This is a genomic window from Vibrio phycocola, assembly GCF_054404255.1.
In genome coordinates this window covers 201,272-214,422 of the sequence record NZ_JBTAMQ010000002.1, presented here as the reverse complement: position 1 = coordinate 214,422, position 13,151 = coordinate 201,272, and the positions used below count along the sequence as shown (strand labels likewise).

Sequence of the window (13,151 nt, the reverse complement as noted above, 5' to 3'; positions counted from 1 at the left end):
TTTTATTTATTGTACATGATTTTGTGATCTGGGCACCACTCTTGCATTTCTCGAAATGGAAATTATGAGTTGAAATGTAGGACCCGATTATGAATACAAATCACAACCACGCAGTTTCAGTGACTCGCCCTGGGGTGGTTACGCTTGTTGGCGCTGGCCCCGGAGACCCCGATCTATTAACCGTTAAAGCACTGCGAGTTATTCAGCAGGCAAAATTGATAGTGTTTGATAACCTGGTTAGTGATGAAATCCAAGCTCTCTTTCCTGCAAATGCAAAAAAGCTGTATGTCGGAAAAGCAAAAGGACAGCACAGTTCAACTCAAGATGAAATTAACAATATCTTAATTAAGTATTCATTATCGGGTGTCGATGTTTGCCGAGTAAAAGGAGGTGACTCTTTTGTCTTTGGTCGCGGGGGAGAGGAGATGCTCTTGCTTGCTCAAAAAGGCATAGCTGTTGATGTTGTTCCGGGGATAACTGCCGCATCGGGTTGCACCAGTTATTCACAGATACCTCTCACTCATCGAGGCCTTGCCCAAGGCTGCACGTTTATTACAGCACATGCGGACAAGAAACTTGAGATTAATTGGCCCGCATTAGCAACATTGAATCAAACCTTAGTTATCTATATGGGGCTTAGTAAAACAGACATGATTTCTAAGCAGCTTATTAGAGGAGGGATGGATCCTGAAACTCCAGTCGCATTTCTTGAGAATGGATGCACGCCAAAACAACGAACGTTTACCGGACAGCTCAAGCAATTGACTGAACTTAAGCAGCAGCACGACATTCAATCACCTGCACTTATTGTGATTGGTAAGGTTGTGTCGGTTGCGAGCCAGATGCAATGGCTTGAACAATTAACTGAACGTTCGGATGTGTCGGTAAAAACGGAATATAACCTAAGAATGTCCGCCTAAGTTAGACGTGAAAAACGCACAGACATTGGTTTATAAATTTACTATTAGGAAGATGACAATATGAGCAAGCAAAGAATCGTAGTAGTGGGCAACGGCATGGTTGGTCACAAATTTATCGACACACTAATAAAAAGTGACAGTAATGATTACGAGATTATTACCTTTTCAGAAGAGTCTCGCTTAGCGTACGACCGAGTACAGTTGACGTCTTATCTGACAGGTAAGACGGCTGAAGACTTGGCAATGACTGATGAGCCTTATTATCAGGCAAACGGCATTAAATATGTTGTAGATGAAAAGGTTACTCAACTCAATACCGCAGAAAAACAAGTCATTACCGCCTCTGGTCGCGTAGAAGAGTACGACAAGTTAGTGTTGGCGACGGGTTCTTTCCCGTTTGTACCACCGATTCCTGGTAACGACCAAGAGCATTGTTTTGTTTATCGAACTCTTGAAGATCTCGACGCAATTGAAGCATCAAGTAAACAAAGTAAAAGTGGCGTTGTCGTCGGTGGTGGATTGCTTGGTCTAGAAGCCGCAAATGCGATTAAAAACCTCGGTTTAGAAACCCATGTGGTTGAATTCGCACCTCGCTTAATGGCGGTTCAGCTTGAAGAAGGGGGCGGTGCGCTTCTACGTCGCAAGATAGAAGACATGGGCGTGTCAGTTCATACCGAGAAAGCAACAACTGAAATAGTGGCTGGTAAAGATGCTCGTTACTGTATGAAGTTTGCTGATGGTACTGAACTTGAGACCGACATGATCGTCTTCTCTGCAGGTATTCGTCCTCAAGATGAATTAGCGCGAAGCTCTGATATCGAAATCGGTGAGCGTGGCGGTATCGTTATTAACAACAATTGCCAAACGAATCATGAAGATGTCTATGCAATTGGTGAATGTGCATTGTGGGATAACAAAATCTACGGCCTTGTTGCGCCGGGTTACCAGATGGCGAAAGTCGCAGCCAGTCACATGATGCAAGAAGAGAAGCAAGTGGAATTCCTTGGTGCAGACATGAGCACCAAACTTAAGCTTCTGGGTGTTGATGTTGCTAGTATCGGCGAAGTGCATGGCCGCACGGAAGGCGCACAGTCTTTCACTTACAATGATGAGATTGAACAAGTTTATAAACGTCTCATTATTTCTGAAGATGGAACGAAAATTGTTGGTGCGGTACTTGTCGGCGATGCTGAAGCGTACGGTACATTACTGCAAATGATGCAAAATGATATGCCGCTGCCCTCAAATCCAGCGGTGTTGATTCTCTCTAACCTCGCAGAAGATGATTCACCGGGCATGGGTATCGATGCCTTGCCAGATGGCGCAATGATCTGCTCATGTTTTGATGTAACCAAAGGTGATATCAAACAAGCCGTAGCCGCAGGTTGCACAACGATGGCAGCACTGAAAGAAACCACAAATGCATCAACTGGTTGTGGTGGCTGTTCAGCGTTGGCAAAACAGGTACTTGATAGTGAATTGCTAAACCTTGGTGTGGAAGTCAACAATGATATTTGTGAACACTTCGCTTATTCACGTCAGGAACTCAGCGATATCGTCCGTGTTAACCAAATTAAGACGTTTGATGAGTTATTAACTCAATACGGAAAAGGCTTAGGTTGTGAAATTTGTAAGCCTGCCGTTGGCTCAATTCTCGCGTCATTCTGGAACGACTACATCCTCGAAAACGAACACATCGAACTTCAAGATACCAACGATATCTATTTAGGCAATATGCAAAAAGACGGTACTTATTCAGTAGTGCCTCGCGTTGCGGGTGGTGAAATTACCCCTGACAAGCTCATCGTATTGGGTGAAGTCGCGAAAGAGTTTGACTTATATACCAAGGTGACAGGTGGTCAGCGCATCGACTTATTTGGCGCGCAGTTAAATGATTTGCCTTCTATTTGGAAGAAACTTGTCGATGCAGGCTTTGAAACGGGTCATGCCTACGGTAAGTCATTGAGAACCGTTAAATCATGTGTTGGTAGCACTTGGTGTCGTTACGGTGTTGGCAACAGTGTCGGCTTCTCTATCGACCTTGAGAACCGCTACAAAGGGGTTCGAGCGCCGCATAAAGTGAAGTTTGGTGTGTCTGGTTGTACTCGAGAGTGTGCTGAAGCTCAGTCGAAGGACTTCGGTATCATCGCAACCGAAAATGGTTGGAATTTATATGTATGTGGTAACGGCGGAATGCGTCCACGTCATGCCGACTTGTTTGCATCTGACCTTGATGAAGCAACCCTAATCAAATACGTCGACCGCATCTTTATGTTCTACATCCGCACCGCAGACCGTTTGCAACGTACGTCGGTTTGGATGGAGAACTTAGACGGTGGGTTGGACTATCTGAAACAAGTCATTATTGAAGATAAATTAAATCTGTGTGAAGAGCTCGAGAAAGAGATGGAAGCGAATATCGCTAACTATCAATGTGAGTGGAAAACCACGATTGAGTCACCAGAGAAACTGAAACGCTTTAGTCATTTTATCAATAGTGATAAGCGTGACGAGGGATTGAAATTTATCTCGGTCCGTGACCAGCGTTTCCCAGAGCCTGAACCTGAGAATGAAATTGAAATCGTTGAAGTATCTTAGTCGATAGCGACAGAACACACTTTACGTTAAAGAATTGAAATAGTTAGGAGAATCATTATGGAAAATTGGCAAACCATCTGTTCTATAGAAGATTTGGCTCCCAATGTAGGTGTTTGCGCATTGGTTGAAGGGAAGCAAGTTGCGGTATTTCGTTGTACTAGAACGCAATCGTTATACGCAATTTCTAATTACGATCCGATAGGAAAAGCGAATGTTCTTTCTCGCGGCATTATTGGTGGCATCGATGGCAAGCTTTGCGTTGCATCTCCGCTATACAAGCAGCACTACAGTTTGGAAACAGGTGAGTGCTTAGAACAGCCAGAATACCAATTAGACACTTATCCTATTCGTGAACACAACGGTTCAGTTCAAGTTCAGTTTTCACAAGCGATGGTCGCGTAAATAGAAGAGACATTATAAGTATTAACACGCCTTTATTCCGACTGAATATTGGCGTGAACATTATTATTACAATTATTAAAAATCAAGACGAGATGTAAAGGAAGTAAAATGGAAGACACTAAATTCTCCATAATGTCGTTTAAAGGAAAAATGAAAATCCTGCATATGAGCTGGATAGCGTTTTTCATCACATTTGTCGTGTGGTTTAACTTTGCGCCATTACTGCAAATGGTTAAAGAAACCCTCGGATTAACCACTCAAGAAATCAAAACATTGCTGATTTTGAATGTGGCATTAACCATACCCGCTCGAGTGGTCATCGGTATGCTTACCGATAAATACGGCCCAAGAATCGTCTACTCTGCCTTGTTAGCGGTGTGTTCGATTCCGTGTTTTATGTTTGCGTTTGCCGATACATTTATCCAAGCCGCTATTGCGCGTTTCCTATTAGGCTTTATCGGCGCAGGTTTTGTTATTGGTATTCGTTTGGTATCTGAATGGTTCCCACATAACGAGCTCGGTACAGCAGAAGGTATCTATGGCGGTTGGGGTAACTTCGGTTCAGCTGCGGCGGCTTTCACACTTCCAACACTCGCTCTTATGTTTGGTGGTGAAGACGGATGGCGTTATGCCGTTGCGATTACCGGCTTAATGAGCTTATTGTTCTCGGTTGTGTTCTACCGCAATGTTTCTGATACTCCGAAAGGGTCGACTTACTTCAAACCTAAGCATTTAAGTGCGATGGAAGTGACATCGAAAGGAGACTTTTTCTTACTGCTTATTATGAAAATTCCAATGTATGCAGTTCTTGCATTGCTCGCGTGGAAACTTTCACCTGCCGGTGTTGGGATGCTGTCCGACTTTGTTGTTAACTGCATTTATGGTGGCTTGTTAGCACTTTATCTACTCGAGCTTAGCCAAGTATGGAAAGTAAACAAAAATATCTTCACCACGCCAGTTGAAGAAATCCATCAGTATAAATTTAAGCAAGTTGCTGTTCTGAATGTTCTGTACTTTGCGACCTTCGGTTCAGAACTTGCGGTTGTCTCTATGTTGCCGCTGTTCTTCTCTGATACGTTTGAACTGACTCCAGTTGTTGCGGGTATGGTTGCTTCGGCCTATGCCTTTATGAACTTGATGTCACGTCCAGGTGGTGGTTGGATTTCAGACCGATTTGGCCGTAAACCAACACTTCTTATCTTAACCGCTGGTCTGGCGATTGGTTATGCCCTAATGGGTCAGGTAGACAGTCAGTGGCCAGTATGGTTAGCGGTTGTTGCAGCGATGGCGTGTTCGTTCTTTGTTCAGGCAGGCGAGGGTGCAGTTTTTGCGACAGTTCCACTGATTAAGCGTCGTATGACAGGGCAAATTGCAGGCATGACAGGCGCATACGGTAACGTCGGAGCGGTAACTTATTTAACGATACTCTCGTTCGTTGATTACCAGACTTTCTTCTATGTGATCGCGGGTACTGCTGTACTAGGATTTATTGTTTTACTCTCTATGGAAGAGCCAAGCGGTAAAATCGCAGAAGTGAATGAAGACGGAAGCGTCACCATGATTGATGTTTCACACTAAACTGAAACTGACCCGCAATTATTAAACAAAAAGATCGGGAGATATTGGAGTACGCACTTGTTTCAATATCGTTCAAAAGCTCAGCTGGGTAAACTAGGCTGAGCTTTTGTCCTTCTACAAAATATTGTTTTCTATTGAATAATAGTAAAGAGAGTTTATGCAGTCAGATGTTGGAAGTAAGATTAAGCAGCTAACACTTAACCATGCTGGAAGTTCATTGATTGGGACTCGTAGCCAAAATCAAGACGCGATTTTGGTTAAGGTTCCTGAGAAACGCAATGAGTTAGAGCATAAAGGAGCCGTAGCCTGTATTGCTGATGGGGTGAGTTGCAGTGTTAATAGCCAGAAAGCTAGCCACACCGCGGTTATCCAGTTTATTAATGATTATCTTGCGACTCCTGAAAGTTGGAGCATCAAACACTCTGCTGGGCAGATTCTAACGTCTCTAAATACTTGGTTGTATAACGAAGGAGCAAAGCACGGACTAACTCATAATGGGCTTGTCACGACATTCAGTTGTCTGGTTATCAAGTCAAACACGGCGCACTTATTTCACGTCGGTGATACGCGAATTTACCGGATGCGAGATAACAAACTGACCCTACTAACCAAAGATCACCAACGGGTGAATTTTGGCAAAGGAGCATACCTCACTCGAGCCCTAGGTATGGACAGCAAACTTGAGGTCGATTATCAGCAAGTCGCTCTACAAGAAGGCGATAGATTTGTTTTGACCACCGATGGGGTGCACGATTTTATCGAACATGGTGCCTTGGCGGACTTTACTCGTACTGGCCATAACATTGATCTTGAAGATTTAAGCCGCGAGATTGGCAATCAAGCGATTGTGAATGGCAGCCAAGATAATGCGAGCTGTTTGATCATCGATGTTATCAATCTGCCGGATAAGTCGGTTATGGAACATCAGCAATTGATGTTGTCTCGCACCATTCCGCCAGCCCTGAAAGTGGGGAATGTGATCGATGATTATCGAGTTGAAAAAATTGTCTATGAAGGGTCTCGAAGTCATGTTTACCTTGTGTCCGAGCTTGAATCTGGCAAGCAGATGATTTTAAAAGCGCCATCGATGCAATACAGTGATGATACGAATTATCTTATAAACTTTGCCAATGAATCTTGGGTTGGGTCTCAGTTAACCAGTGACCGGATAATGAAGATTTACCCGACGCCGAAAGCATCAAAGTTTGCTTACCAATTAAGTGAAATTATCGATGGGATAAATTTACGACAATGGATGTATGATAATCCCAACCCTGGCCTCCAAAGTGTCCGTAAAATCATGGACGATTTGATTCGTGCGGTTCGGGTGTTACAGCGTGCGGATATGGTGCATCGGGATCTTAAACCTGAAAATATTATGGTGACCGAATCTGGCGCAGTTAAAATTATCGACTTGGGCGCGGTGAAGGTTTTAGGCTTGGAAGAGATCGCTCCCGAAAATCCGGATACCATTCCACTGGGAGCCATTAACTACATTGCGCCAGAATATATCTTGGAAAATGAAGCAACCACAACATCCGATCTATTTTCAGTGGCGGTGATTGGCTACGAAATGCTGACCGGTCATTTGCCGTATAAAGAAACCAATAGCCAAAATTTACAATCCGCACGGCACACTAAGTGGGAGTATCGCGCTATCTCTCAACATAGAGAAGATATTCCGACATGGGTTGATCTCGCATTTAAAAAAGCGACTCACCATCAGCCTTCTAAACGTTACCCCGCGTTGAGTGAGTTTATTGCTGATCTCTATACGCCAAATAAAAAGCTGCAAAAAGAGTTTGAAGAGAGCCCGTTGATGCAGAGAAACCCTGTTGTGTTTTGGAAAGGACTTGCGTTGTTGGCCGTTGGTGTCGCGGTAATTGAATTTTTGCTTCTGCTTGAGCATGGCTAGGGTGTAAAAAAACCAGTATCACAATCTGAGTGATACTGGTTTATATCAGTGTTTAGGCCATTATTTTTGCCTAAGTAAATTAATCACCCAATACGATGCCTTCACGTCTTGGGTCGGCACCACCAGAAAGCTGATCAGTACTGACTAATATGCCTTGTAAGCCTGAATTCAAATCACGAATATTAACCTTGAATCCCATTTCTTCCAACGGTTCTTTAAATCGCTCAGCCGCCGTTCCTTTCTCTAGATCGTAGGTGCCAAAGCGGTTTAGCATGTTTGGTAAGCTAATAGCCGTTTGAATATCCATTCCCCATTCAAGGTGAGCAATCAGTGCTTTCGATACATAACCGATAATACGAGAACCGCCCGGAGAACCCACTACTAAGTATGGTGATCCGTCTTTAAGAACGATAGTTGGAGACATTGAAGAACGTGGACGTTTACCTGGTTCTAAACGGTTGGCAATTGGGTAGCCATCCTTGTAAGACTTAAACGAGAAGTCTGTCAGTTCGTTGTTCAACAAGAAACCGTTGCTCATAACGCGTGAGCCAAAGCCATTCTCGATGGTAGTCGTGACTGAAACCGAATTACCTTCAGCATCGACAATCGAAATATGACTGGTAGACGGTAACTCAATGGCGATGTCGTCTGCTTGTGCGATAGCCTGTTCCCAGCGTGGCTGACCCGGCTCTACGCTTTCTAGAGCTTTACCTGGTTCAATCAATGCAGCACGTTTTGCGAGGTATTCTTCATCGAGTAGGCCAGCAGGCATTGGTACGAAATCGGTATCTGCCATATAGCGGCCACGGTCAGCAAACGCTAAACGAGAGGCATCACCAATGATTTGCCATGCTTGTGCGGAATCAGGTCCCATAGAAGCGAGATCAAATTGGCTAGAAATACCTAGAATCTGTCCAACAGTAAGCGCACCAGAACTCGGAGGTCCCATCCCACAAACTTCATATTGTTTGTACGGCATACAAACTGGAGCACGTTCTTTTATTTGATAAGTTTGAAAGTCTTGAAGTGCCAATACACCAGGATTGTCGGTGATGTTCTGTACCTTGTTGACAATGCCAGCAGCGAACTCTTCTGAGTAGAAAGAATCTGCGCCTTTTTCAGCGAGCATCGCTAGAGTATCTGCGTATTCTTGGTTCTGAAGAACTTCTCCTTCAGCGAGTGGCGTACCATCTTCATGGAAGAAATACGCCGCAGTATCGGGATAACGACTGAGTTTTTCTTGGTCGCTTTCAATGGCTCCGGCTAAGCGAGGAGAGACATCGAATCCTTTTTCTGCCAACTCTTTAGCTGGTGTTAAAAGATCTTTCCACGCCAATTGGCCGAACTTGTCATGCAATTCACCCATCAGTTTAACGGTACCTGGAGTACCGACTGAACGCCCACCAACGACCGCATCATAGAATTTAAGCGGGTTACCTTCGGCATCTTGAAATAACTCTGGTGTTGCAGCAAGAGGAGCGGTTTCTCGGCCATCAAATGTTGTGGTTTTCTTGGTTTTTGCATCGTAGTACACAACAAATGCGCCACCGCCTAATCCTGATGATTGCGGTTCAACCAAACCTAGCATCATTTGAACAGCGACTAGGGCATCAATTGCGGAACCGCCCTGTTTTAATACATCGTAACCGGCTTGAGTTGCGATTGGGTTTGCTGCGGCAACCATATACTTTTGGCTTTGAACTAGAGTTTTTTCCTGAATTGCGCTTGCGGCTTCTGGAGCAATATTGTCCGTCGTTTGCGCACCAGCAGCAAAAGCGTGTGAAGTTGAAAGGGCGAGTGATAGCGCAAGAAACGTTTTGGTAAATTTACCTTTCATATGAGATCCTTTTATGTAATGAAGGCATGGTTGGTTCTGGTAGAGGTCATGTTCTACTTTTAGAAAAGCTATTCTAGAGAACCAGGTAAGGCTATATCTTTGTTATTAAACAAGTTAGCTATCAACGATACTATCAAATACATATCAAGTGCGATACTAGATTTTATATCTAACGTATTAAAGTTTTACAGTACATAGGTGTTGCTATAGTTGTCCAACCTAGAGAGATAACGGAAATAGGTTGTGCGACGATGCTTAGCTTGGTGACTCAAATGCTACATCGCGCGGTGATTGAGCTAATCGTCGGGGTTATAGCTTGGGCTGTAATCATTGGGTTTGCTTATTATACTTATCCTCATGTAGTAGAGTTTCTTGATGTAGATCGATGCTTAGATGGCGGTGGAAGATATAATCATGAAATAGAACTTTGTGAGTATAGCTAGTCCATCCCAAAAACTAATGGCTAACTGCAGATCAGGGTGATACTTACTGCGTGATTAATCCACTCACCTATATTAAAAACTCCCTTACACTGTTAGACAAGAGGGTTAGGAAATTTATAATGGAAATGTTTTTTTTCACTATTTTATTCGTAGTTATCGTTGTAGAAATGATTCTTAACAGTACTTGGAATCGTATCTATTTTACATATGGTATTCCAGTATTTAGTTATCAACCAAGCTCGAGATGTTCGGCTCAGTCAGTTATCGACACTGAAGAATTGGAAAAATCACTTCAATCTCCAAAATATGCGTCATTTAAAGTAAGACGTTTCTCAGATGAAATTCTAGGGTTTAGAGAAGCAGCATGGGGAGGCCTTGGCAAAACATCCTATTCACCAATGATGCGAGGTAAGCTTGAAATAAATAATAAGGGACAAGTAAAAGTAACGGGATTTGTTAATTGGTTTGTTATTATTATTTCGATTGCGTTTATTGGTTTGACTGTATTGGCGGATCACTCAAATCCAAATGTACTTGGCTTTCCTATAATTTTATTCGTTTTGATTGGCTGGATATATCTTTTACAGAAGAAGCGATTTAAAGAGTTGGCAGATTTAGTAGTTACAAAACTAGATTGAATGTGCGTAAACTAGTGTTAACTTAAACTCACCATCGCTTCTTCTAAATACATCACTTTGTAAGGCCTACTATCATCTTCGGAGTGATATCTTATCTATATCTGTGTTTCCGCTGTAAAACCTGAAGTCCTTGCCTATTTCATCAACCTTATCTCTAATCAAGATTCTTGTACGATTCGCTTACATTGTCATCTCATTTTCACGTTAATTGCTACTCGTTTAGTCGGCACGAAAATCGCGATCGTTCGGGATAAGGCCTTTAGTTTTCTTTATCAGGCGAATATAGAATTAGTCACTGAGATGGGGGCGGAGTTGTGTTTCTTCTCGCCTTTAGAGTATTCAGAATCAGAGACGGTAGTGGCTGAGTGTGATGCGCTGTATTTGCCGGGGGGATCCAGAGTTGTATTTGGATGAACTGTCGAATAATTCCGATCTTAAGAATCAGATTCGAGCTTATATCGAGGCAGGTAAACCAGCGTTAGCAGAATGTGGTGGCATGATGTATCTCGGTACGAGTTTAACCAATATCGACGGAGAGTGTCGTGATATGTGTAATGTGCTGAATCAACATGCGTCGATGCAGTCTAGGTTAGCGGAATTAGGGCTGGTTGAAGCCACATTGTGAGAAGGAGAGTTTTTACGCGGCCACAGTTTCCATTATTCAAAAACTGAATCGGAAGAAGTTGCGTTGGGTGAGTCTCGTTCTCAACGCGGTAAAGCCATGGACCCAGTACGACGCAAAAATAATTTGACTGCATCGTATGTACATTGGTATTTCCCGTCGAATCCAGAGCTTGTAGCCAAGGTATTTTTAGGCTACCTGTGAGTGGTGGAAATCTTGTGAAAGGCTAAGTATTCGTAGCCGTTGACCAAGCATAAATTGGCCAATTTTTACCTTTTGCTGCGACCCTGAGCTTTTCGCAAGGATTAATTAGATACGCGTGATCGGCGTATTGGCATAGCGGAAGATCGTTAATCGAATCGGTAAAAAAATGCACAGCATCATATTTATTGGATGTCTGTTCAAGCCACATTTTTAGGCGTGCTATTTTGCCTTCTCGATAGCTTGGGACGCCACTAATTTTTGAGGTGTACCGGTTCTCATCTGTAACCATATCAATGCCGATAGACTCGGTAATTCCTAATGATGTGGCGACTTTGTTTACAATAAAACTTGTCGTTGCAGAAATAATCAGCATATCGTTTGGCGTCTCTTTTAATGAAGCGATAAGGGCTTGTGCTTGAGTAAATATTTTTGGCGTTACACTTTTTGCAACGAACTCATTCACCATATTATCAACAGATTCAATCGAGAGGTTGGAGAGAGGTTGCATAATAAAGTCGAGATATTCTTCCATATCTAGCTCACCTCGAGCATATTGAGCCATCAAGGCTTTATCGGTTTCCAAAAAATCTGGAATATCGACATATCCGCCATCAACAAGGAATTGGTTCCAGAGCATTGAGCAATCGCCATCAACCAATGTTTCATCCATATCAAATATATATAAGTCTTTAGACATTGTTCTCTCTCATCCGTAAGTATCTGAAGCAAAGTCGTTTGGCTGTCTGTTTATCAAAGCCAGACTTATCTCGATTTGAATAACTAATATACATCAAATACACTAAATTACACAAATGCTTTATTTTACATAACTTAAGGTAGAACATATGTTCCTATTTAGAGCCGGAATTTAAGTTGTTCGACGCATGTTGTTAAATGGCTTAGTTGAAATTTGTGTTTAATTTATTGATTTGTAACTTAAATATTAATATTTAAGTCTATTTTATATCCAAAGAGACAAATCCACTTTTATATTGCCAATTTAGTTGTAACTTGCAATGAAGAACACTTTTTTACAACCTATATGATAGGTCTTATCGCGATAATTACACCGTTGGTATAGTATTAATCTCTCGAGAGACGTATTTTAAATATGACGCCTCAGAGGGTGCCCAATTGTTCAGAGAAGTACTATTCATTAGATAGAAAATGGACCAAACATGTTAGAAGAAACCCGATTACATCGAATTTGCGCACTACTATCTACGTTAAATCATGTGTCGACGGAATTGATAATCCAACACCTAGGAGTATCAAGAGAAACCGTTCGGCGTGATGTACTTAAGTTAGAAGCACAGGGGCGCCTCAGACGTGTTCATGGCGGTGTTATTTCATGTGATGATGAGCCTGAGCCACCTCTTTCGGTTCGTAATAGTGTTCAAGGAAAGGAAAAGCGAGCGATTGCTAGCGCGACGGTCACTCAACTGCGAGCGGGTCAAACTGTGTTTATCGATGCAGGCAGCACGACATCGCTGCTTGCTGGACCTTTGATGTCGATGTCAGGACTGACGATTATTACCAATAGCTTAGACCTAGCGGGCAAGCTATCAAGTAACGATGATAATCTACCAATGCAGCATGAAGTGATTTTGTTGGGTGGACAAATGGGTCATCTTGCTCAAGCCACAGCAGGGGAGGTGACAGTAACCGAACTTTGTCGATATCGAGCAGACATAGCGCTATTGTCACCGGTAGGAGTTTCATTGAATTGTGGCGCAAGCAGCTATTCTCATCATGAAGCTGCAATTGCTTCTACGATGGTTAGCCATGCAAAATCGACTTATATTTTAGCCGATAACAGCAAGTTTGGTGTCACCAGTAGAATTGTGTATGCAGCGCCTACGAAAATAACCAAGCTTATTACCGATGAAGGGGCTCACGTTCACCCTGAGTTTGCTCAAATTGAAAGTATGGTTGGTGAAGTTGTTATTGCATAATTCCAATACAGCCAGGCAGTCTTTTTGGTGTGCCTAACG

General features: G+C 42.8%; 11 protein-coding genes. 9 read left to right on the top strand and 2 right to left on the bottom strand.

The window, feature by feature from the left end:
* Positions 1–89: 89 nt before the first annotated feature.
* From cobA to ACXJY6_RS04540, 5 genes are all read left to right on the top strand, one after another.
* Entirely contained in the window at positions 90–920 is an 831-nt protein-coding gene (gene cobA, locus ACXJY6_RS04560) for a uroporphyrinogen-III C-methyltransferase (RefSeq protein WP_458767539.1), read from the top strand.
* A 60-nt stretch (positions 921–980) separates the two neighbouring features.
* Positions 981–3,518: a nitrite reductase large subunit NirB gene (gene nirB / locus ACXJY6_RS04555; protein WP_458767538.1), complete on the top strand. Its 2,538-nt coding sequence runs from the start codon at positions 981–983 to the stop codon at positions 3,516–3,518.
* Between the two features lie 57 nt (positions 3,519–3,575).
* Positions 3,576–3,920 carry a nitrite reductase small subunit NirD gene (nirD, locus tag ACXJY6_RS04550; protein WP_456051793.1) on the top strand — a complete coding sequence of 115 codons (345 nt, stop codon included), beginning with the start codon at positions 3,576–3,578 and terminating at the stop codon, positions 3,918–3,920.
* A gap of 108 nt (positions 3,921–4,028) precedes the next feature.
* Complete coding sequence (locus ACXJY6_RS04545; RefSeq protein WP_458767537.1) at positions 4,029–5,498, top strand: NarK family nitrate/nitrite MFS transporter; 1,470 nt, start codon at positions 4,029–4,031, stop codon at positions 5,496–5,498.
* A 157-nt stretch (positions 5,499–5,655) separates the two neighbouring features.
* Positions 5,656–7,413, top strand: a complete 1,758-nt coding sequence (locus ACXJY6_RS04540; RefSeq protein ID WP_458767536.1) for a bifunctional protein-serine/threonine kinase/phosphatase — start codon at positions 5,656–5,658, stop codon at positions 7,411–7,413.
* A gap of 79 nt (positions 7,414–7,492) precedes the next feature.
* Here ACXJY6_RS04540 and ggt read toward each other — a convergent pair whose 3' ends face one another.
* Positions 7,493–9,250 carry a gamma-glutamyltransferase gene (gene ggt / locus ACXJY6_RS04535; RefSeq protein ID WP_458767535.1) on the bottom strand — a complete coding sequence of 586 codons (1,758 nt, stop codon included), beginning with the start codon at positions 9,248–9,250 and terminating at the stop codon, positions 7,493–7,495.
* 272 nt (positions 9,251–9,522) lie between these two features.
* Between ggt and ACXJY6_RS04530 the strand changes: the two genes are divergently transcribed.
* The 3 genes from ACXJY6_RS04530 (at position 9,523) to ACXJY6_RS04520 (ending at position 10,956) form a co-directional block, all read left to right on the top strand.
* Entirely contained in the window at positions 9,523–9,693 is a 171-nt protein-coding gene (locus ACXJY6_RS04530) for a hypothetical protein (RefSeq protein ID WP_458767534.1), read from the top strand.
* A 119-nt stretch (positions 9,694–9,812) separates the two neighbouring features.
* On the top strand, positions 9,813–10,331 hold the full coding sequence (locus ACXJY6_RS04525; RefSeq protein ID WP_456051798.1) for a hypothetical protein: 519 nt from the start codon (positions 9,813–9,815) through the stop codon (positions 10,329–10,331).
* A gap of 370 nt (positions 10,332–10,701) precedes the next feature.
* On the top strand, positions 10,702–10,956 hold the full coding sequence (locus ACXJY6_RS04520) for a hypothetical protein (RefSeq protein ID WP_458767533.1): 255 nt from the start codon (positions 10,702–10,704) through the stop codon (positions 10,954–10,956).
* 223 nt (positions 10,957–11,179) lie between these two features.
* Here ACXJY6_RS04520 and ACXJY6_RS04515 read toward each other — a convergent pair whose 3' ends face one another.
* Positions 11,180–11,854, bottom strand: coding sequence for an HAD family hydrolase (locus tag ACXJY6_RS04515; RefSeq protein WP_458767532.1), 675 nt, complete (start codon positions 11,852–11,854; stop codon positions 11,180–11,182).
* Between the two features lie 481 nt (positions 11,855–12,335).
* Between ACXJY6_RS04515 and ACXJY6_RS04510 the strand changes: the two genes are divergently transcribed.
* Entirely contained in the window at positions 12,336–13,112 is a 777-nt protein-coding gene (locus ACXJY6_RS04510; protein ID WP_458767531.1) for a DeoR/GlpR family DNA-binding transcription regulator, read from the top strand.
* Positions 13,113–13,151 lie beyond the last annotated feature (39 nt).

What these genes read in the sequence shown, in the direction of transcription:
- cobA (WP_458767539.1), top strand. Translation starts at nt 90, where the DNA reads ATGAATACAAATCACAACCACGCAGTTTCAGTGACTCGCCCTGGGGTG.
- nirB (WP_458767538.1), top strand. Translation starts at nt 981, where the DNA reads ATGAGCAAGCAAAGAATCGTAGTAGTGGGCAACGGCATGGTTGGTCAC.
- nirD (WP_456051793.1), top strand. Translation starts at nt 3,576, where the DNA reads ATGGAAAATTGGCAAACCATCTGTTCTATAGAAGATTTGGCTCCCAAT.
- ACXJY6_RS04545 (WP_458767537.1), top strand. Translation starts at nt 4,029, where the DNA reads ATGGAAGACACTAAATTCTCCATAATGTCGTTTAAAGGAAAAATGAAA.
- ACXJY6_RS04540 (WP_458767536.1), top strand. Translation starts at nt 5,656, where the DNA reads ATGCAGTCAGATGTTGGAAGTAAGATTAAGCAGCTAACACTTAACCAT.
- ggt (WP_458767535.1), bottom strand. Translation starts at nt 9,250, where the DNA reads ATGAAAGGTAAATTTACCAAAACGTTTCTTGCGCTATCACTCGCCCTT.
- ACXJY6_RS04530 (WP_458767534.1), top strand. Translation starts at nt 9,523, where the DNA reads ATGCTACATCGCGCGGTGATTGAGCTAATCGTCGGGGTTATAGCTTGG.
- ACXJY6_RS04525 (WP_456051798.1), top strand. Translation starts at nt 9,813, where the DNA reads ATGGAAATGTTTTTTTTCACTATTTTATTCGTAGTTATCGTTGTAGAA.
- ACXJY6_RS04520 (WP_458767533.1), top strand. Translation starts at nt 10,702, where the DNA reads ATGCGCTGTATTTGCCGGGGGGATCCAGAGTTGTATTTGGATGAACTG.
- ACXJY6_RS04515 (WP_458767532.1), bottom strand. Translation starts at nt 11,854, where the DNA reads ATGTCTAAAGACTTATATATATTTGATATGGATGAAACATTGGTTGAT.
- ACXJY6_RS04510 (WP_458767531.1), top strand. Translation starts at nt 12,336, where the DNA reads ATGTTAGAAGAAACCCGATTACATCGAATTTGCGCACTACTATCTACG.